Below are 18923 nucleotides of genomic sequence, written 5' to 3'. Positions count from 1 at the left end.
GTGCCCGGCGGGGAGGGGGCGTCAGGAGGTCGGTGTGGCGGTGCACGGGGCGGTGCCGCAGACATTGATGACACGCCCGGTGGTCAGGAAGGTGGCCTTCTGCTGACGTGCGGCGGGCGAGTTGCGGGGATCCTCGTGCGGGTCGTGGCCGTAATCGGGCCCGGCGGGCGGGGTGTTGGTGAGCGGGGGTGTGGGGGTGCCGCTGTCCCAGACGGTCATCGCCGATCCCCGGTAGGGCAGTTGACCGGGGCCGATGCGCCGGATGCCCCAGTACGGGACGGTGTCCGGGCTCCGGCCGTCGGCGAGCGCGGGCGACAGCAGCCGGGCGCCGATCGTGCGCGCCTCCACCTCGGCCGCCGCGTTCGCCACCTGGTGGTCCCCGTAGGCGATGTGCATCAGCACCTGGTGGTGGTCGGTGAGGTGGTTCGCGTACGCGTTCGTCTCACCGCGGTCCCACACCATCTGGAACAGCTGGAGGACGAGCTGCTGGTGCAGCTTGTCCGGGTAGGCCAGGTCCAGGACCTGCTGGAAGGGGGCGAAGTCGGCGCTGCGGTTGAGGAGCAGCCCGTAGTTCATGGCGGTGACGCCCAGGACGCCGCGCCGGATGTCGGGCGAGGCGGCGACCAGCGCGCCGCCCAGGATGCCGCCCTGGCTGTTCCCGTCGTACGCGAGACCGTGCCGGGTGTCGACGAGCGGGCGGCCGTCTGTGGTGCGGAACGCGGGGTCGGTGACCAGCCCCTCGGGGTGGATCAGGGCGCGGCCGAGGAACAGGGCGTTCAGCATGCCCTGTTCGCTGCGCTCCGGCACGGCGGGGAAGAGGTTCGGGTCGGCGAGCGCGCCGAGGACGACGGGGATGTCCTCCTTGGCCATGCCGATCCAGTCCGTCGCGCAGAAGGTGAAGCCGTGCTCGGCGGCCATGTCCTTGACGTTGCCCGCGCCGACCTCGGAGCGGGAGCCCAGCAGCCCGTGCCCGTAGAGGGAGGGGTGGGAGGGGGTGCGGAAGGCGGAGCGGGGGATCTCGCAGCGGAACGTGGCGAGCTGGGTGCTGAGGGGGAGCCGGCGGGGTACGCCGTCGCGGTCGCGGTGCAGGACGGAGCCGGGCGGGCCGCCGGGCAGGGCGAGATAGCCCGGCACGGTGATCTCTCCGGTGACCTCGCGGGCGATCCGGGCGTCCTGGCCGGCGGTGAAGTCGGTGACCTGGGTGACGGCGAAGCCGGGCGAGCGGTTGCCGAGCCGGCGGAACGCATCGTCCCGGATGGTGAACAGGTCGCCGGTGAGGCTGCGGGTGGACGCGACGGTGAAGTCCCAGGCCAGATGGAGGTCCTGGGTGGTGACGCCGGCCCGGCGCAGGGCGGCGAGGGCGGGGCGCAGCCGGTCCTGGCGGGCGCGCAGCGGATCGTGGGAGGGCAGCCGCCGGCCCGCGACGGCGGCGAACGGGGCGGCCGCCGGGATCGTGCGGCCCGCCGCGTCCTTGAGCCGGCGCAGGGCCACGGCGTAGTGGTGGCCGTCGTGGAGGCTGCGGGCCGGGTGGATGAGCAGCGCCCGGCGCGCGGGGTCGGTGGCGTTGGAGTCCGGCTCGGCCCAGTACGGCCACCGCTCACCGGTGGTGGTGTCCAGGAGCACGACCGGCGCGTCCCGGTCCAGGGAGCGGCCGATGCCGGTGAGCGGGGCCGCACCGGTCGCCGCCAGGTCCAGGCCCGGCACCTGGGCGATCAGTGCGGAGCCGGGGGAGAAGCCGTCGGACCGGTTCCAGGCGGCCGGGTCGACGGGCTGCCCGGTCACGGGGCGGGGCAGCTCGGCCGGGCCGAAGTCCACCCGGCGACCCGTGTCGGTGCCCGGGTCCGGCCGGGTGTACCAGTCGTTGGGGAACGGCAGCAGGCACTCGGCGGGTGCCAGCGGATCACAGCCCCGCTCCGGCGGGTGGTGGCCCGCCGGAGCCGCGTGGGCGGGCGGGGCGAGGAGGGCGGCCGCACCGAGCGCCGCCGCGAGCAGTCCGTTGAGGAGCCGCTGCCGCACGGGTCAGCTCCCCTGGAGGTGTGCGCCGATGATGCGGGCGTAGTTCTCCTCGCCCTGCCGGTTGGGGTGCAGCGGGGCGGCCGCGGCCGTCGGTACGTACCCCTCGACCCACTTGGCCGACGGCGCCTGGCAGGAGTCGTGGCCCTTGCTCGGGGTGGCGAGGTCGATGTACTCGGCGCCGTGCGCCGCGCTCTGCTGGGCGATCACGGTGTTCATCCGGTCGACGCTGCCCTGGAGGAAGTCGGCGTCCACCGGGAGCACCGGCTGCAGCGGCCAGCAGCCGCCCGGCTTGATGTAGAGCCCGTAGCCCGTGACGATCACCCGGGCCTGCGGCGAACGCTGGTGGATGCCGTCCAGGACGGTGGCCAGCCGGGGCGCGAACTCGGCGATGCGCTGGGCCACCTGGTCCACGCCGCCCTCGGTCAGCTTGTCCTTGCACGGGGTGGCGGTCGGGTCGAGCTGCATGCAGTCCTGCGCGATGCCGACCAGACCGGTGTCGTTGCCGCCGATCGTCAGGGTCACCAGATCGGTGTCCGCGCGCAGGGCGTCGAACTGGGGCGGCGCCGAGCCCATCGGGATGTCGAGCAGGGAGAGCGACTGCTTCTCCGTCATGTGCTTGGACGCGGCCCCGCTGCAGGTGACGTCGTGCAGCGAGGCGCCGATGCTCGCGGCCAGCTCGTGCGGGTAGTTGTGCGTGGAACGGCCGCAGGCCACCGGACCGGTGATGTCCGGGATGAGGGGACCGGAGGCCATGGAGTCGCCGAGCGCGACGTACGACGTGGTGCCGCCGTCCGCCGCCCAGGCGCCGGAGGCACTCGTCCCGACCGCCAGACCGGCCAGCGCGAGCGCCGCGACGGAGGCTCTGACGGTCCGACAGAATGCGTTGCTGTACGACGAGTTCACGGCGACCTCCGGTGTGGGGGCGAGGCGGGGCATGGCGGGTGTCGCCGGTCATCATGCAGACTCGAACGCCGTCGTTTAACTGGTGGGTAACGCAGACTTCCGCGGGGGCTTTTGTGACGCATGACAAAGAGCGGACCGCCGTCGGGGGCGGCCGCACCGGCCGGAAGGCTGTCGGGCAGCGGCCGCTGTGCATCGGCGGCCGCCCGGTGGCGGCCCAGCTGCGGGCCCGCGCCCCCGCCCTCACGACCCGCGTCGTCGCCCGGCTGCTCAGCGATCTGCCGGTCTACGCGGAGCTGCCCCATGAGGAGATCGCGGGCGACATCGCGGACATCGTCCAGCACAATCTGCGGCTCTTCGCCGACGTCGTCGAGCACCGCAGGGCGGCCACCGACGCCGAACTCGCCCAGCAGCGCGACTCGGCGGCCCAGCGCGCCGAGGAGGGCGTGCCGCTCGACGCCATCCTCACCGCGTACCAGGTGGGCATCGCGATGTGCTGGGAGGAGACCGCTCAGGACGCCGGCCCCGACGACCTCCCCGTCGTCCTGGAGATCATGAACCGCATCATGGTCGTCCAGCAGCAGCTGACCTCCGCGGTGAGCGGCGCGTATCTGGAGGCCCGGCAGATCCTCGACAGCCAGGAACACGGCGGCCGGCACGCCCTGATGGCCGCCCTGCTGACCGGCGAGGACCTGGAGGGCTTCACCCGGCGCACGGGTCTGCGCCCCGCGGCCCGCTATCTGACGATGACGCTCGCGCTCGCCCCGCACGACGACGAGGTGGGCCAGGCCCCCGGCCCCGGACGGGGGGTGGCCGCGCGCCGCAAGATCCGCCGCATCCGGACGGCCCTGGACCGGTTCGCCGGTACGCCCGCGCTGACCGCTCTCGACGCGACCGGCGGCACCGTCCTGCTGCCCGTTGCGGAGCCGCCGCCGTGGAGCGGGCCCGGCGGGCTCGGCGAGCTGATCGCCGAGGCCACCCGGGCCGCCGGGGTCCCGGTCACCGCCGCCGCGGAGACCGCCCAGCCGGCGGCGGTGCCGGCCGCCGTGGCCCGTAACGCCGAGATCGTCGATCTCGTCGCGCGCTCCGGCCGGCCCGCCGGTCTGTACCGGCTCGCCGACGTCCTGCTGGAGTACCAGCTGAGCAGGCCAAGCGAGGCGCTGAACGGGCTCGCACGCCTGCTGCTCCCGCTGGAGGCGAAACCGGAGCTGCTGCACACGCTGGAGACCTACCTCGCCCACGGCCTGGACCGCAGGGCTGCCGCGGCGGCGCTGCACGTCCACCCCAACACCGTCGACTACCGCGTCCGCCGCATCGGCCGTCTCACCGGCCTCTTCCCGGCCCGCCCGACGGACCTCCAGCACCTCAGCGCGGCCCTGGTCGCCCGCCGTTCGGCAGCGGGCCGGGGAACGGGGGGAGCCGACGGCTCGTTCGGAAGGGCATGAGCGAACGAGTGGTACGTGAGGGTTATGCGGGGACGGGGCCCGGCGCGATCACGCCCGACGGCTGCGCGGTCGAGCTGTACTCGCGACTGGCGGTGAACGACGAGCCGGACATCGTCGCCGCGGCCGTCCCCGCCGGATCGAGCATTCTGGAACTGGGCTGCGGCGTGGGCCGCGTGACGCACCCCCTGATCGAGCGCGGCTTCGACGTCACGGCGGTGGACGAGTCGCCGCAGATGCTGGAACGGGTGCGCGGCGCACGCACGGTGTGCGGGCCCATCGAGTCGCTGGACCTCGGTGACGAGACCTTCGACGTGGTCATGCTGGCGTCGTTCCTGGTGCACTCGGGCGACGACCGGGTGCGGGACGGGCTGCTGCGCACCTGCCGGAGATACGTGAGGGACGGCGGATCGGTGCTCTTCCAGCGCGAGGGCGAGGACTACCACGACGTGCCGCGCGAGCGCGTCCATCCGGCCGGGTACACGACGCGGATCCTCTCCTCCGAACCGGTGGGGGACGGGGTCGAATCGGTGCGTGCCGAGTACGAGTTCGCGGACGCGCGCTGGACGCAGACCTTCCTCTCGCGGCCGATGTCGAAGGAGCGGTTCGAGGGCCATCTCGACGCGGCAGGCCTGCGGGTGGAGCGCTACCTCACCGAGGACGGGATCTGGGTACTGGCCGTGCCCAAGTAGCCGCGCGGTGAAGGCAATCGGTGGCCGGCGGGGCGATGAGTTACGGACCGGGGCACGGTCTGTACTGGTGTGAGCGACACCGCGCACCGCTTCCCCGAGGAGACCGTCATGTCCCAGACCGCCAGAGCCGCTTCCGCACCGGCCGCCGCCGTTCCCGCCGCTGCTGCGCCCGCCTCGGACGGGCCGGTGTCCGGCGCGTCCGCGGCCGGCCGCGGACGGGGCGCCGTCGCGCTCAACGTCGCGCGGTACGCACTCGCCCTGTTCCTGGGCTTCAGCGGAATCGCCAAGCTGATCGCCCATGAGTCCGCCGTCGAGTCCTTCGGCCGGATGGGCTGGAGCCACGCCGCGATGTACGTCATCGGCGGACTGGAGACGGCCGGGGCGGTCGCGCTGCTGATCCCGCTCCTCGCCGGAGTGGCGGCACTCGCCTTCTGCGCGCTGCTGACCGGGGCGTCGGTCGTCCAGCTGACCCTGCTCGACCCGCCGAACGCGGTCATGCCCGCGGTCCTCGTCGTAGTGATGGTCCTGATCGCACGGGACCGCCGGGAGGGCACGGCGGCCCTGGTCGCACGGTTCCGCCGCGGCGCGTGAGGCGGGCGCGGGCGGGCGTGTGGTGCGTGCCCGCGCCCGTCGGCTCAGTGGACGGTGCTGAAGCTGCGCCAGGGCAGCGCCGTGGGTGCGTTGACGTCCGAGAACGTGGTCGCGAGGTACGTCGTACCCGGACCGGTGCAGTCCCTCGTCCGGTACAGGATGATGTCGATCAGGGTGCCGTTGGCCACTTCCTTGGCACCCGCGGGGGCAAGCCGGTGACAGCCCTTCACCGAGGGGCTGTTCACCATGATCACGGCATCCCGCTCGGTCGTGTAGGTGACGGGACCCACGGCGGTACGGCCGAGGCCCGAGCAGCCTGCGACGGTGAGGGTCAGGAGCGCGGTCCCGGCGGCGATGCCGAGACGGCGGCGTCGGTGGTCGTTCACGGGCATGGGCGGGTCCTCGTCTGTCTCGTCCGGCTCATCCGTACGCACGCCGTCACGCCTCCCCGTACGCCACGGCGGGACGTGCTGACGCTGGTCACCCTGCCCGCTCCCGGCAGGCCCGGCATCCGGGAGGCGGCCGGGCGGGGGACGAGTGGGGGCGGGTGGGCGAGGAGAGGTTCGCCCGGTGTCCAAATGGGGCATAACGTGGTAATAGCGCTTCATGTGGTGTGAGGCAGATGTTCCGGTTCTTCCGGCTGGCAGGGGGCCGTCATGGTCCAGGAGCTCTTGATCGCAGCGGTCGCGGCGGTATCGGCAGGCGCCGTGTACACGGCGGCGGCCGCCCGGGTCGTCAAGCAGTACGAGCGGGGCGTGGTGCTCCGGCTCGGCCGGCTCCGCGACGACGTGCGCGGGCCCGGATTCACCATGGTGCTCCCCGGCGTCGAGCGGCTGCGCAAGGTCAACATGCAGATCGTGACCATGCCCGTGCCGGCGCAGGACGGCATCACGCGGGACAACGTCACGGTGCGGGTGGACGCGGTCATCTACTTCAAGGTGGTCGACGCGGCGAGCGCCGTCGTCGAGGTGGAGGACTACCGCTTCGCCGTCTCGCAGATGGCGCAGACGTCGCTGCGTTCGATCATCGGAAAGAGCGACCTGGACGACCTGCTCTCCAACCGGGAGAAGCTCAACCAGGGCCTGGAGCTGATGATCGACAGCCCCGCCGTCGGCTGGGGCGTGCAGATCGACCGGGTCGAGATCAAGGACGTCTCGCTGCCGGAGACGATGAAACGCTCCATGGCCCGGCAGGCGGAGGCGGACCGTGAGCGGCGCGCCCGGGTCATCAACGCGGACGCGGAGCTCCAGGCGTCCAAGAAGCTGGCCGAGGCGGCATCGGAGATGTCCGCCCAGCCCGCCGCGCTGCAGCTGAGGCTGCTGCAGACCGTGGTGGCGGTGGCGGCGGAGAAGAACTCCACGCTGGTGCTGCCGTTCCCGGTGGAGCTGCTCCGCTTCCTGGAACGCGCCCAGCAGCCGGCACCGCAGCAGCCGGCTCAGGCGGTTCAGACAGCTGAGACAGCTGAGACAGCGCAGCCCGAGCCCCCGTCGGTGACACAGGGACCGCCACAGACAGAGGTGGATCCGCCCGTGTCACCGCCGACGCCGACGCCGGAGCCGGAGCCCCCGGCCGACCGGCGGTCCGAGCGGCCCGCCCCCGAGCCGCCCCGGCCGCCCAACGGCGCCGGGCCCGCACCGAGGGAGTCCACGCCCCCGCTCGCCCGGCACTGACCCGGCCGTCCCCGCCCGCCGGCCGCCGCCGGACCCGTACGAGCTGCGGGCCCGGCGGCGGCCGGTCCGCGTTGTCAGAGCCCCCGCCTAGACTCGCGAGTCAGAGGGTTCCCGCGCTGACCAGGTACGACCACCTGCGGAGGACCGAGGACGCGAAGGCCCGGCAGCAGGGTGCCGGACGGGAAGGGAGGGGCGTGCGCATGGACGTGGGCATCGCACCGCCACCGCGGGACGCGGCCGTCGGCCGTCTGCTGCGGTGTGCCGCCGTCTTCCTGCCCGCCGCACTCCCGCGCGAGGGCCGCATCGCGTTCTGGGACCCCGAAGGGCGCCCGCTGCCGGACCCGGCCGACGTGTGGGGGCCCGGCGCCGGCGACCGGGGGGATGCCGCCGGGGCCGTGGAGGCCGACGGCACAGGCGTGCGGGCCGCCGAGATCACGGTCGTGCGCCACCACGGCGAGGGGGACGACATCGCCGCCGTCACCGTGCCCGCCCTGCTCGTTCCGCCGGCCGAGGCCGTGCCCCTGCTGGCCCGCGCCCGCCACCTGCGGTCCGCCCACCCCGCCACCCGCTGCTGGGGCGCCGCCACCCTGCACGCCCTCCATCTGGTGTCCCGCGGCCGGATGCTCCCCGGCCTGACCGCCGACGACCACGACGCCTGGCGGGCCGGACCGCGCGATGCCGAGGACGTCGCGCATCTGCGTGCCGTCGCCGCGGCCATGCCCGCCGAGGGGTACGCGACCCCCTTCCCGGACCGGACGCCCCTCCAGGTCCCCGACCCCGAGCCGCTGATCTCCGCCTACCTGGACGCGGTCGCCGACAGCCTGCCCCGCACCCCCGCGGCCGCCTTCGCCATGGGAGCGCCCTTCGCCGCCCGGGAGGGCCGCCACCTGCCCGGCGCCCGGGAGTGGGCCGTCGAGGTCGCGGCCGGACTGGACGCGGGCGTCCGGGTGTCGCTGCGCCTGGACCTCTCGGCATACGAGCTCTTCGACACGGAACGCTCCGCCGGGACGGACGACGCCCCCGGCGGCGAGGGGCCGGCCGGCGCGCGCCACGCAGGCGCCGCCATCACCCAGGTGCACAGCCTCGCCGACCCCACCTACGTCGTCGACGCGGCCGCGCTCTGGGACGGCACGGCGGGCGAACCCTTCGGCCCCCGGGCCCGGATCGACGCCGTGCTCGCCCTGCGCCGCGCCGCCCGCGTCTGGCCCCCGCTGGAACGGCTGCTGGACCAGCCCGTCCCCGACGTACTCGCCCTCACCGAGGACGAGTTGCAGGAACTGCTGGGCACGGCAGGGGCACGGCTGGCGGCAGCCGGAGTCAGCGTGCACTGGCCCCGGGAGCTCGCCCGCTCCCTCACCGCGGCGGCGGTCGTCCGGCCGGCCCCCGGCTCGGCCACCGACGGCACCTCGTTCTTCGACGCCGAGCAGCTCTTCTCATTCAACTGGCAGCTGTCGCTGGGCGACCAGCGGCTGACCGAGGCCGAGATGGACGTGCTCGCCGAGGCGCACCGGCCCGTGGTGCGGCTGCGGGACCAGTGGGTCGTCGTCGACCCCGCGCTCGTGCGCAAGGCCCGCAAGCGGGAACTCGGCCTGCTCGACCCGGTGGACGCCCTGGCCGTCGCCCTGACCGGCAGCGCCGAGGTGGACGGCGAGCAGGTCGAGGCGGTGCCGGTCGGCGCGCTGGCCGCGCTGCGCGCCCGCCTCGTCGAGGACGACACCCTCATCGCACCGCCGCCCGGCCTCGACGCCACCCTCCGCGACTACCAGCTGCGCGGCCTGGCCTGGCTGGACCGGATGACGTCGCTGGGCCTCGGCGGCTGCCTCGCCGACGACATGGGCCTCGGCAAGACGATCACCCTCATCGCCCTCCATCTGCACCGCGCGCATCCCGCGCCCACCCTGGTGATCTGCCCCGCGTCCCTGCTGGGCAACTGGCACCGGGAGATCAACCGCTTCGCGCCCGGCGCCCCCGTGCGGCGGTTCCACGGCACCGACCGCAGCCTCGCCGAACCCGACGGCGGCTTCGTCCTCACCACGTACGGCACGATGCGCTCCAGCGCGGCCGAACTGGCCGCGCACAGCTGGGGACTGGTCGTCGCCGACGAGGCGCAGCACGTCAAGAACCCGCACTCCTCCACCGCGAAGGCGCTGCGCACCATCCCGTCCCCGGCCCGGGTCGCCCTGACCGGCACCCCCGTCGAGAACAACCTCTCCGAGCTCTGGGCGCTGCTCGACTGGACCACCCCCGGACTCCTCGGCCCCCTCAAGGCGTTCCGGGCCCGCCACGCCCGCATCGTGGAGAACACCGGAACGGCCGCCGGCATCGCCAACGACGAAGCGGTGGAGCGCCTCTCCCGGCTGGTCCGCCCCTTCCTGCTGCGCCGCAAGAAGTCGGACCCCGGCATCGCCCCCGAGCTGCCGCCCAAGACGGAGACCGACCACCCCGTCTTCCTCACCCGCGAGCAGGCCACGCTCTACGAGGCCACGGTGCGCGAGACCATGGCGTACATCGAGGCGTCGGAGGGCATCGCCAGGCGCGGCCTGATCATGAAGCTGCTGGCCTCCCTCAAACAGATCTGCAACCACCCCGCGCAGTATCTGAAGGAGGAGCCGACCCGCCTCGCCGGCCGCTCCGGGAAGCTCGCCCTGCTCGACGAACTCCTCGACACGATCCTCGCCGAGGACGGCTCGGTGCTCATCTTCACCCAGTACGTGACGATGGCCCGGCTGCTCTCCGCGCACCTCACCTCGCGCGCGATCCCCTCCCAGCTCCTGCACGGCGGTACCCCGGTGCCCGAACGGGAACGGATGGTGGACCGCTTCCAGTCCGGCGAGGTGCCGGTGTTCCTGCTCTCCCTCAAGGCGGCGGGCACCGGGCTGAACCTCACCCGGGCCGCCCATGTCATCCACTACGACCGCTGGTGGAACCCGGCCGTCGAGGAACAGGCCACGGACCGCGCCTACCGCATCGGGCAGACCCAGCCCGTCCAGGTGCACCGGCTTATCGCCGAAGGCACCGTCGAGGACCGGATCGGCGAGATGCTCCAGGCCAAGCGCGCCCTGGCCGACGCCGTGCTCGGCACCGGGGAGACCGCGCTGACCGAGCTCAGCGACCGCGACCTGGCCGACCTCGTCTCGCTCCGGAGGCCGTCATGAGCCCCCGCCCCCACGCCGCCTCCGGTCCTCACGGCTCCGCCGGCGCGCGGCCCGTCGCCCGCTCCCGGCCCGGCCCCGACGACCTGCGGCGGACCTTCGAGGCCGTGCCCGCACGCACCTCCGGCGACGACGAACCGTTCGCGGACAGCTGGTGGGGCCGGGCCTGGGTCGCCGCGCTGGAGTCCCTGTCGATGGACCCGCCGAGGCTCGCCCGCGGACGCGCGTACGCGGACAGCGGGAACGTCGCCGCGGTGACCGTCACCCCGGGACGCGTCGTCGCCTACGTCCACGGCAGCCGTCCCCGCCCCTACCGCGCCGAGCTCCGCCTGCGCACCCTCACCGACCCCGACTGGGACACCTTCCTCGACGCGGTCGCCGCCCGCCCCGGCCATCTCGCCGCCCTCCTCGCCAAGGAGATGCCGCACTCCCTGGCCGACACGGCGGCGGCCGCCGGAGTCACCCTGCTCCCCGCGGCCGACGACCTCGACCCCGGCTGCTCCTGCCCCGACCGCGGCTGGCCCTGCAAGCACGTGGCGGCGCTCTGCTACCAGATGGCCCGGCTCCTGGACGCCGACCCGTTCGTCCTCCTGCTGCTGCGCGGCCGCGGCGAGCGGGAGCTCGTGGAGGACCTGGGCCGTCGCAACGCCTCACACTCCGCGCGGGAGCGGCCCGCCGCACCCCCCGCTCCGTCCGTACCCGCGCAGGAGGCGCTCGCCGACCGCTTCCTGCCGCCGCTGCCCGCCCCGTTCCCGACGGAGCCGCATCCGGGCCAGCCGCCCTCGTACCCGGAATTCCCCGGCGCCCGGGACCCGCTCGCCCTCGACCAGCTCGCCACCGACGCGGCCGCCCGCGCCCACGCGCTGCTCGCCACCGGCGCCGACCCGATCGCCGGTCTCACCGCCTGGCAGGACGCGGTCCGGCTCGCCGCGGCCCGTCCCACGGCCGGCCTCACCGCCACCACCCGCGCCCTCTACCGCGAGCTGGCGTCCGCCACCGGCCGCAACACCACCGACCTGGCACGCGCCGTCGCCGCCTGGCGCCAGGGCGGACCCGAGGGGCTCGCCGTCCTGGAGACACCGTGGGACCCCCCGGCAGGACCCTTCGACCGGGCCCGCCCGGCCCTCGCAGCGGCCGGCTTCCCGCGCTTCCAGCCGTGGCGCAACCACCTCACCCACCCCGGCGGCGCGCTCCAGCTCCGCTTCGGCCACGACGGGCGGTGGTACGGCTACGAATCCGACCCCGGCGCCGACGAGTGGTGGCCGAGGGCCGCACCGGACTCCGACCCGGTGGGCGCGCTCCTGGAGCTGAGCGGCGGCTGACTCCGCCGGTGGGTCAGCTGTTCAGGAAGATCAGCAGACCGATCAGCAGCACGGCGACGACCGGCAGCACGATCAGCCGCGCCTTGCGGAACGACTCGTTGTCCTGCTGCCCCAGCCCCCGGCCGGCGCCGTGGGCCGACGCCAGGTGCTCCCCGGCCATGTCGATGATCTGCCGCGTCGTCAGGAGCGAAGGCGACCAGTCGCAGTGCGTGCAGACGAGGAAGTCGCGGTACGGGTCGTACCGGAAGTCCCGCTCCAGATTGACCGTGAAGGCCTGCCCCTGCTCGGTCGTCGCGGTGAAGTGACGTATCGGTGTGCCCATACGGCGTGCTCCCTGCTGATGGAAGTCCGGTGTCCCGGTACCCGGCCGCGGCACAGTACCCGACGGCCCGGCCACCGCAGCGCACCGGACCGGACGGGCAGCGGGCGCGGCTCAGAAGTCGGCAGTCGTGCGCTCCTCGACGCGGGCCACCGAGTCCTGGGCGTACGCCTTCTCGTAGGCGTCGCGGATCCGCTCGATCTGCGGGTCGCGCATCCGGGCCTCGGACGCCGGGTAGAGCAGGGTCAGTTCATAGCTGCGCTCGCGCTCGATGACCCCGTTGGAGTCCCGCCACTGACCACGGCCGTCCTGGATGGTCAGCCCGTTGGGGAAGCGCGGAGTGACCTCGCCGTCGATGAACTCCAGGAACTGCCGGTCGGTCACATCGGGTCCGCCGTCCGGGCGTTCGGTGCCGAAGAACAGCCGCGTCTCGATGTAGTCCGTGCCGCGAGCCGCCGTCGCCGGCCGGGCGTCCGAGGGGGAGCCCGCGCCCAGCGTGGCGTACGCGACCGGTGTGCCCACGGCCAGGACCGCGAGGCCGGCCGCGGCGGCGGCGAGCGCGGCGCGCCGGCGCGGGCGGCGGCGGACGTCCGGGGAGGCGTCGGAGGAGCCCGGGGCGGCTGTCGGGCCGGCTGCGGAGGTCGTGTGGGGGAGGCGAGGCATGGGGAAGCCCTTCGTTCCGGGTGCGGGGGAGGCGCGCGGACGCGCGGGGCTCACTGTGGCAAGCGGCCCCCGCCGGACGGCGGCGGAACAGGGGCGCCGCACGGAAACCACCCGAACGGGCGGGCGCACATCGTGCACCCGGAACGGCCGGGCGCCTCCCGCGCGGACAAAAACCGCTGGTGCGCCCCGTGTTGCTGTTGCTAGCTTCCTGGACGTGGCGAAACTCAATCAGATCATCGCAGTGGAGAAGGGCGTCAAGTCCAAGGCTCACCAGGACCTGACGGCGGCGCATCACGGCCTCCAGAAGGCTGGTCTGCTGGCCGGGATCTCCCGGACCTACCAGCCGAAGGACGAGGAGGGCGAGCAGCTGCCGCCCGAGTCGACCCTGGTGCAGATCAAGGCCGAGGACGTGCTGCGGGAGACCGCGGCGACCCTCACCCGCCTCTTCGACGTGACCGCCACGAAGGACTGGGCGAACTGCGCGGCCCGCGCCGACGTCTCGGTCGACGGGCGCGTCCTGGTGAGCGGCGTACCGGTGTCGTACCTGCTCTTCCTGGAGAAGCAGCTCACGGACATCAACACCTTCGTCCGCAAGCTCCCGGTGCTCGACGCCTCCGAGGCATGGGCCCAGGACCCGTCCACCGACTCCTGGAAGACCGAGCCGGTGCGGACCCTGCGGACGAAGAAGGTGCCCCGCAACCACGTGAAGGCGGAGGCCACCGACAAGCATCCGGCGCAGGTCGAGGTGTACTACGAGGACATCCCGATCGGTTACTGGACGACGGTGAAGTTCTCCGGGGCGCTGCCCGCGCGGCGGATCAACGAACTGCTCGACCGGGTGGAGAAGCTCCAGCAGGCCGTCAAGTTCGCCCGCGAGGAGGCCAACGGCGTGGACGTCACGGACCAGCGGGTGGGTGATGCGGTCTTCGGTTACCTCTTCGGGTGACCGACCATGGAATCCCCGGCGGCGGTCGACGCGGCCGGGGTGCGCGAGGAGCGCAAAGCTGAAACTGAAGTTTGTCGTGAAGACGCGGTTCAAGTGGAGGTTCGAGTCCTCCCCCCGGCACTTCCACACGTCCGTACGTGCCGTACGGACACGGGCCGGGGTAGCCCAAATGGCAGAGGCAGGCCGCGATCAATCTCAGACTCTTGCTCCAGACTCAGCATGCGCCGCCTATCGCCGGATCAACCGGGCCCGTGCCCGTGTGCGTCGAGATGCCGGTTCGACTCCGGCCCGCGGAGCTTCGGTCTGCGGTCGTCTAAAGGCAGGACGCGGCGACATAAAACTGATACGGGACCTTTAAAAGTGCCGGCGTGCCGTACAGGCGGCAATCACAGGGCTCGGGGGCCGGCTACGCCCCCGGGCCCGCTCCCGTTCCCGGGCCCGCGGCCGGTGCGTCGCCCGCCGTGCGCAGGGACACCCCGCGCCCGGCGAAGAAGCGCTCGAAGTCGGCCAGCGGCAGCTCCGCCGCGCGGGTACCGGCGGTCGTGCCGGACGGGTTGTGGAAGTGGACGCCCGTCCCGTCGGCGGTGCGGGACGTCACGAGCACCAGATGCCCGCCGCGTCCCGGCGCCGGCCGCCGCGGGTGGCGGATCCCGTAGTGCACCGATGCCATGACGGACCGGCCCTCGTCCAGCAGCGCCGGGATCTCCTCCGGTGCGAGATGCCGGTGGACCGTGGCGTCCAGGCCGTGCTTCTCCCGTACGTACGCGGCGAACGGGGCGTACACCAGGCCCCGGATCCCGCCGTCGCCGTCCTCCGTGTACGCGCCGTGCTCCAGGGCCCCGTCCCGTAGCGCGAAGAGCGGCGGGGCATCGGCGCCGAGAGCCATGCGCAGACATGTCATCCCGCACAGATGCCCGGCCCAGCGCGCGTACTCCGCGGGTGAACTCGCGCCCGAATCCGCCCAGGCGGGGTCGGTGGCCGGGTCGAGTCCACCCTCGACGATCGGCCCGACGAGGTCGAACGAGGCGAACTGGGTGTGCACGGGGACCTGGCAGGTGGAGCAGCTCACGATCGGTCTCCGGTCGTCGTCGGCCGCCTTCGGCCGTCCCTGGCCGTCTCCAGTGCCCGGGGTCACTGCCGGTAGCCGGTCAGGAATCGGCCGATGCGACTGATCGCCGCATCAAGATCGTCAGCGTACGGGAGGGTCAGGATGCGGAAGTGGTCGGGCCGCGGCCAGTTGAAGCCGGTGCCCTGGACCACCTGGATCTTCTCGCGGAGCAGCAGGTCCAGGACGAACTTCTCGTCGTCGACGATCGGGTGCACCTTCGGGTCGATGCGCGGGAAGGCGTACAGCGCCCCCTTCGGCTTCACGCAGGACACCCCGGGGATCTCGTTCAGCTTCTCCCAGGCGCGGTTGCGCTGCTCGTACAGCCTGCCCCCGGGCACCACCAGCTCCCGGATCGACTGGCGGCCGCCGAGCGCGGCCTGGATCGCGTACTGCGCCGGGGCGTTGGGGCACAGCCGCATGGAGGCGAGCATGGTCAGCCCCTCCAGATAGCTGCGGGCATGCTGCTTCGGGCCCGACACCACCATCCAGCCGGAACGGAATCCGGCGACGCGGTACGTCTTCGACAACCCGCTGAAGGTGAGGCAGACCAGGTCGGGGGCGAGGACGGCGACGCTGTGGTGCTCGGCGTCGTCGTAGAGGATCTGGTCGTAGATCTCGTCGGCGAACACCATCAGGCCGTGCCTGCGGGCCAGATCGAGGATTCCGTCGAGGACCTCGCGCGGGTAGACGGCGCCGGTCGGGTTGTTCGGGTTGATGATCACGACGGCCCTGGTCCGATCGGTGATCTTCGCGGCCATGTCGGCGAGATCGGGGTTCCAGTCCGAGGCCTCGTCGCAGGTGTAGTGCACGGCCTTTCCGCCCGCCAGCGTCGTCACCGCGGTCCACAGCGGGTAGTCGGGGGACGGGATGAGCACCTCGTCACCGTCCTCCAGCAGCCCCTGCACCGCCATCGAGATCAGCTCGGAGACGCCGTTGCCGAGGAAGATGTCGTCGACGCCGACCTCGGTGAGCCCCATCGCCTGGTAGCGCTGCGCCACGGCCCGGCGGGCGGACAGGATGCCGCGCGAGTCCGTGTAGCCGTGGGCCTGCGGCAGCATCCGGATCATGTCCTGGACGATCTCCTCCGGCGCCTCGAAGCCGAACAGTGCCGGATTGCCCGTGTTGAGCCGCAGCACGCTGTGGCCCGCCTCCTCCAGGGCGTTGGCGTGCTCGATGACCGGGCCCCGGATCTCGTAACAGACCTCGTTGAGCTTGCTGGACTGGCGGAATTCCATGCGGTGCCTCCCCGACCCGATTGCGATACTTGGTTTTACCAAGCTCGGGCTTGGAAAGTCCAACAACATGTCTAGACTGCGTCGCATGCCACGTCAGCAACAGCCCGCGACCCGCCCGGTCCGCCGCCGGAGTTACGACCAGTTCTGCGCCGGCGCCCGGGCGCTGGACGCCGTCGGCGACCGGTGGACCCTGCTGATCGTCCGTGAACTGCTGGCCGGTCCCCGCCGCTACACCGATCTGCACGCCGACCTCCCCGGCGTCAGCACGGACGTCCTGGCGTCCCGGCTCAGGGACATGGAGCAGGGCCTGCTGGTCACCCGCCGCAAGCTGCCGCCGCCCGCCGCCGCCGTGGTGTACGAACTCACCGAGCGCGGACACGGGCTGCTGCCCGTCCTCGCGGCGCTCGCCGAGTGGGGGGCGCCCGCCCTCGTGGAGCGGCGGCCCACGGACGCGGTCCGGGCGCACTGGTTCGCCCTTCCGCTGCTGCGCGCGCTGGAGGGGGCGGCCGGGGGAGCCGCCGGCGGGGTGGTCGATGTGCGTCTCGACGAGGGCGAGTTCCACGTCCGTACGGGGGAGCCGGTGGCAGGTGAGCCGGTGTACGGGGACGGGCCCGCGGCCCGCGCCGACGCACGCATCGCCCTCGACGCGGAGCTGTGCCTCGCCCTGGGCCGCGGCGAGCTGACGTTCGCCGAGGCCGTGAAGGAGGGGCGGATCGAGGTGTCGGGCGACGGGCCGCTGGCCGCGGAGCTGCGTGGCGCATGACGGTCGAAGTGGCGTGATTCAGCCGGTCAACTTCTGGGTAGTGTCGGGGCATTTGGGATGTCCGGGACACTGATCGAGAGGAGTTGCCCGTGAGGATCGGCAGACCGCAGGAGCGGCACGAACAGGAGCAGCAGGAGCGGCGCGAACGACAGGGGCGGCTGGGGCGAGTGGGGAAGGGGCTCGTCATCGTGGGCTGTGTGGCCGCGCTCGGCTTCGTACCGGCAGCGGCCGTCGCCACCCCCGGCAGCGGCGTGAGCGGCACCGTCGTCGCGAAGGGCACCTCGGTGGGCAAGCTGAAGGTGAAGGCGCCGAAGGGGCGTACCGACGTCACCTTCCGGACGATCACGGTCGAGCCAGGCGGCTCCACGGGCTGGCACACCCACCGAGGTCAGCTGATCGCCGTCGTCAAGTCCGGCACACTGACCCGCACCCTGGACGACTGCTCGGTCGAGGTGACGCCCGCGGGTACGTCCTTCATCGAGCCGGCCGGGGCGAAGCACCGCCACATCGGGCGCAACCTGGGCTCCGAGCCCGTCGTCCTGTGGGTGACGTATCTGCTGCCCGCGGGCAGTGAACTCTCGGACGAAGCCGACGCGGTGGACTGCGGCAAGAAGAAGTAGTCCGCGGCACCCGCCCTCTGGCGCCCCGGCCGGCCATCGCGTCACCGGGCGCCGACCGTCAGCGGGCGAGTGTCTCCCCGTACGCGCCGAGGCCGGCGCTCACCAGGCCGTCGCGGAAGGTCAGCACCTCGTAGACCCGGCCGCCGATCTGGTTCCGGTAGTCGATGACCAGGGTGTCGACGCCCGCCCGCACGTCCATCACCTCGAACGCGAGGTCGGGGATCAGCTCCAGCCCGCGCGCCCAGTACGCGCGCAGTTCGGCCTTGCCGCGGACCGTGCCGGAGGCGTCCCCGGTGAACCGCGCGATCATGGGGGAGCTGAAGGTCACATCCTCGTGATAGTGCGTCAGGATGCGTTCGAGATCGTGGGAGTTCCAGTCGTCCTGCCACTGTGCGGCGAACACGCGGGCGAATGCGAGATCCATGAGTACGACCGTAAGGGGAGCATGCGTGCTGAGGCGAGGATTTTCGGCAACGGGTGAGGTCCGAGGGGTGGCTGAGGTCCAAGGGGAGGGTGAGGCCGGCAGGGCGGTTGGGGCTCGTGGGGCGTCGGGGAGCGGCGGTGGCCGGCCGTGAGCGGGACGGAGTACCCCGGGGATCTCGACCCGGCACACCGAGCCGCGCTGGCCCGGGAGGTCCTGGACGCGCTCGCCGGCAGCCGCCCTGGGTCGCGTGCGGAGCTGCGCGGCTCCCTCGCCCGGGGGACGGCCGACGCGTACAGCGACATCGACCTCGCGTGGGCCGTCCCCGACGAGCAGTTCGACGCGTGCGTGGCCGCCGTCCCGGAGGTGCTCGGCGCGGTCCGTCCGGTCCGCTCGGTGCGGGCCGACCCCGACCTCCTCAACTCCCGCGAACGGCGGCTGCTCTTCGTCGACTTCGAGGACCTGCCGCTGTTCTGGCGGCTGGACCTGGAGATCACCGCGCGTTCCGTAGCGGGCCTGCCCGGCTGCGGCCAGGAGGGTCCGGCGGCGCGCGGCGACGACTGGTCGCGTCCCGCGAGCGCCCTCGCCAACGGGGTCGCCGCGGTGAAAGCGGTGCTGCGCGGACAGCCGGAGACCGCCCGGGGCCTGCTGGAGCGCGGCTTCGCGCGCATCGGTGCGGCGGACCCGGCCACCGGGGAGTGGGCCGCGGACGTCATCTGCCTGGCCGACGCCGCCGCGGCGCGCGAACCGGCCCTGAACCCGCTCGCCGAGCGGGTGAGGCACCTGGCCTCCGACTGCCGGAGCACGGTCCTGTGGCAGGCCCTCCCCGAGGCCGTACGCGAGGAGGTCGACGAACTCGCCGTCCTTGACCGCACCGTCGCGGCGGTGGTGCTCGTCCGGAGATGCGGCATCGAGCCCCCGCCCGAGCTGCACGTCTGTGTGCGGCTGGTGCACGAACGCCGCCTCGCCCTCGCCGACCGGATTCCGCCACCGCCCCCGCGCGCCCCGGGCACGCCCCGGAACCCGTCCGACGACGGCCGGCGCTGAGGCGGGGCGCCGGCCG

At 73.2% G+C, this 18923-nt stretch carries 18 protein-coding genes and 1 tRNA gene; 11 read left to right on the top strand and 8 right to left on the bottom strand.

The features are described from left to right. Nucleotides 1-21: 21 nt before the first annotated feature. Nucleotides 22-2016, bottom strand: a complete 1995-nt coding sequence (locus tag OG408_RS10185) for a hypothetical protein (RefSeq protein ID WP_326669468.1) — start codon at nucleotides 2014-2016, stop codon at nucleotides 22-24. Between the two features lie 3 nt (nucleotides 2017-2019). Beyond that, nucleotides 2020-2919 carry an SGNH/GDSL hydrolase family protein gene (locus OG408_RS10180; protein ID WP_285565376.1) on the bottom strand — a complete coding sequence of 300 codons (900 nt, stop codon included), beginning with the start codon at nucleotides 2917-2919 and terminating at the stop codon, nucleotides 2020-2022. 185 nt (nucleotides 2920-3104) lie between these two features. Here OG408_RS10180 and OG408_RS10175 point away from each other — a divergent pair, with 185 nt between their 5' ends. The 3 genes from OG408_RS10175 to OG408_RS10165 all read left to right on the top strand — a co-directional run bounded on the left by OG408_RS10175 (nucleotide 3105) and on the right by OG408_RS10165 (nucleotide 5641). Next, nucleotides 3105-4361: a PucR family transcriptional regulator gene (locus OG408_RS10175; protein WP_266786070.1), complete on the top strand. Its 1257-nt coding sequence runs from the start codon at nucleotides 3105-3107 to the stop codon at nucleotides 4359-4361. Beyond that, nucleotides 4358-5050, top strand: a complete 693-nt coding sequence (locus OG408_RS10170) for a class I SAM-dependent methyltransferase (RefSeq protein WP_266777509.1) — start codon at nucleotides 4358-4360, stop codon at nucleotides 5048-5050. Before OG408_RS10175 ends, OG408_RS10170 begins: the two co-directional genes overlap by 4 nt. Nucleotides 5051-5119: 69 nt before the next feature. Continuing rightward, on the top strand, nucleotides 5120-5641 hold the full coding sequence (locus OG408_RS10165) for a DoxX family protein (protein ID WP_326669466.1): 522 nt from the start codon (nucleotides 5120-5122) through the stop codon (nucleotides 5639-5641). Nucleotides 5642-5685: 44 nt separating this feature from the next. Here OG408_RS10165 and OG408_RS10160 read toward each other — a convergent pair whose 3' ends face one another. After that, nucleotides 5686-6033 carry a hypothetical protein gene (locus tag OG408_RS10160; RefSeq protein ID WP_285565378.1) on the bottom strand — a complete coding sequence of 116 codons (348 nt, stop codon included), beginning with the start codon at nucleotides 6031-6033 and terminating at the stop codon, nucleotides 5686-5688. Nucleotides 6034-6297: 264 nt separating this feature from the next. Here OG408_RS10160 and OG408_RS10155 point away from each other — a divergent pair, with 264 nt between their 5' ends. The 3 genes from OG408_RS10155 (at nucleotide 6298) to OG408_RS10145 (ending at nucleotide 11785) form a co-directional block, all read left to right on the top strand. Then, nucleotides 6298-7311, top strand: coding sequence for a slipin family protein (locus tag OG408_RS10155; protein WP_326669464.1), 1014 nt, complete (start codon nucleotides 6298-6300; stop codon nucleotides 7309-7311). Between the two features lie 200 nt (nucleotides 7312-7511). Continuing rightward, a complete protein-coding gene (locus OG408_RS10150) occupies nucleotides 7512-10466 on the top strand; it encodes a DEAD/DEAH box helicase (protein WP_326669462.1) in 2955 nt (984 codons plus the stop codon). Further along, nucleotides 10463-11785, top strand: a complete 1323-nt coding sequence (locus tag OG408_RS10145; protein ID WP_285565381.1) for an SWIM zinc finger family protein — start codon at nucleotides 10463-10465, stop codon at nucleotides 11783-11785. The genes OG408_RS10150 and OG408_RS10145 overlap by 4 nt, the downstream gene beginning before the upstream one ends. A 13-nt stretch (nucleotides 11786-11798) precedes the next feature. Here the strand turns inward: OG408_RS10145 and OG408_RS10140 are convergent, their stop codons facing one another. Together OG408_RS10140 and OG408_RS10135 are read right to left on the bottom strand one after the other, a co-directional pair. Further along, on the bottom strand, nucleotides 11799-12107 hold the full coding sequence (locus OG408_RS10140; RefSeq protein ID WP_266777499.1) for a hypothetical protein: 309 nt from the start codon (nucleotides 12105-12107) through the stop codon (nucleotides 11799-11801). A gap of 111 nt (nucleotides 12108-12218) precedes the next feature. Further along, nucleotides 12219-12767, bottom strand: a complete 549-nt coding sequence (locus OG408_RS10135; protein WP_326669458.1) for a DUF3574 domain-containing protein — start codon at nucleotides 12765-12767, stop codon at nucleotides 12219-12221. A 214-nt stretch (nucleotides 12768-12981) separates the two neighbouring features. Between OG408_RS10135 and OG408_RS10130 the strand changes: the two genes are divergently transcribed. Next, complete coding sequence (locus OG408_RS10130; RefSeq protein ID WP_285565383.1) at nucleotides 12982-13713, top strand: DUF7873 family protein; 732 nt, start codon at nucleotides 12982-12984, stop codon at nucleotides 13711-13713. A 33-nt stretch (nucleotides 13714-13746) separates the two neighbouring features. Further along, nucleotides 13747-13833: transfer RNA gene (locus OG408_RS10125), tRNA-OTHER, on the top strand. A gap of 286 nt (nucleotides 13834-14119) precedes the next feature. Here the strand turns inward: OG408_RS10125 and OG408_RS10120 are convergent. After that, a complete protein-coding gene (locus OG408_RS10120; protein ID WP_266777493.1) occupies nucleotides 14120-14782 on the bottom strand; it encodes a peptidase in 663 nt (220 codons plus the stop codon). Nucleotides 14783-14844: 62 nt separating this feature from the next. Further along, a complete protein-coding gene (locus OG408_RS10115) occupies nucleotides 14845-16056 on the bottom strand; it encodes a pyridoxal phosphate-dependent aminotransferase (protein WP_266777491.1) in 1212 nt (403 codons plus the stop codon). Nucleotides 16057-16141: 85 nt separating this feature from the next. Between OG408_RS10115 and OG408_RS10110 the strand changes: the two genes are divergently transcribed. Continuing rightward, the gene (locus OG408_RS10110; protein WP_285565385.1) at nucleotides 16142-16819 is read left to right on the top strand and encodes a winged helix-turn-helix transcriptional regulator; all 678 of its coding nucleotides are present in this window, start codon (nucleotides 16142-16144) and stop codon (nucleotides 16817-16819) included. A 158-nt stretch (nucleotides 16820-16977) separates the two neighbouring features. Then, a complete protein-coding gene (locus tag OG408_RS10105; protein WP_442806128.1) occupies nucleotides 16978-17439 on the top strand; it encodes a cupin domain-containing protein in 462 nt (153 codons plus the stop codon). A 58-nt stretch (nucleotides 17440-17497) separates the two neighbouring features. Here OG408_RS10105 and OG408_RS10100 read toward each other — a convergent pair whose 3' ends face one another. Next, a complete protein-coding gene (locus tag OG408_RS10100; RefSeq protein WP_266777488.1) occupies nucleotides 17498-17863 on the bottom strand; it encodes a nuclear transport factor 2 family protein in 366 nt (121 codons plus the stop codon). A 147-nt stretch (nucleotides 17864-18010) separates the two neighbouring features. Here OG408_RS10100 and OG408_RS10095 point away from each other — a divergent pair, with 147 nt between their 5' ends. Next, on the top strand, nucleotides 18011-18907 hold the full coding sequence (locus tag OG408_RS10095; protein WP_326669454.1) for a hypothetical protein: 897 nt from the start codon (nucleotides 18011-18013) through the stop codon (nucleotides 18905-18907). Nucleotides 18908-18923 lie beyond the last annotated feature (16 nt).

The organism is Streptomyces sp. NBC_01257, from assembly GCF_035917255.1.
Taxonomy (GTDB): Bacteria; Actinomycetota; Actinomycetes; order Streptomycetales; family Streptomycetaceae; genus Streptomyces.
Note: the sequence above shows the minus strand (reverse complement) of the source record. Positions and strands in the feature narration are given on the sequence as shown.

Coding starts and splice junctions, on each gene's coding strand:
- OG408_RS10170 (WP_266777509.1), top strand. CDS start 4,358: ATGAGCGAACGAGTGGTACGTGAGGGTTATGCGGGGACGGGGCCCGGC.
- OG408_RS10160 (WP_285565378.1), bottom strand. CDS start 6,033: ATGCCCGTGAACGACCACCGACGCCGCCGTCTCGGCATCGCCGCCGGG.
- OG408_RS10155 (WP_326669464.1), top strand. CDS start 6,298: ATGGTCCAGGAGCTCTTGATCGCAGCGGTCGCGGCGGTATCGGCAGGC.
- OG408_RS10150 (WP_326669462.1), top strand. CDS start 7,512: ATGGACGTGGGCATCGCACCGCCACCGCGGGACGCGGCCGTCGGCCGT.
- OG408_RS10145 (WP_285565381.1), top strand. CDS start 10,463: ATGAGCCCCCGCCCCCACGCCGCCTCCGGTCCTCACGGCTCCGCCGGC.
- OG408_RS10140 (WP_266777499.1), bottom strand. CDS start 12,107: ATGGGCACACCGATACGTCACTTCACCGCGACGACCGAGCAGGGGCAG.
- OG408_RS10135 (WP_326669458.1), bottom strand. CDS start 12,767: ATGCCTCGCCTCCCCCACACGACCTCCGCAGCCGGCCCGACAGCCGCC.
- OG408_RS10115 (WP_266777491.1), bottom strand. CDS start 16,056: ATGGAATTCCGCCAGTCCAGCAAGCTCAACGAGGTCTGTTACGAGATC.
- OG408_RS10110 (WP_285565385.1), top strand. CDS start 16,142: ATGCCACGTCAGCAACAGCCCGCGACCCGCCCGGTCCGCCGCCGGAGT.
- OG408_RS10100 (WP_266777488.1), bottom strand. CDS start 17,863: ATGGATCTCGCATTCGCCCGCGTGTTCGCCGCACAGTGGCAGGACGAC.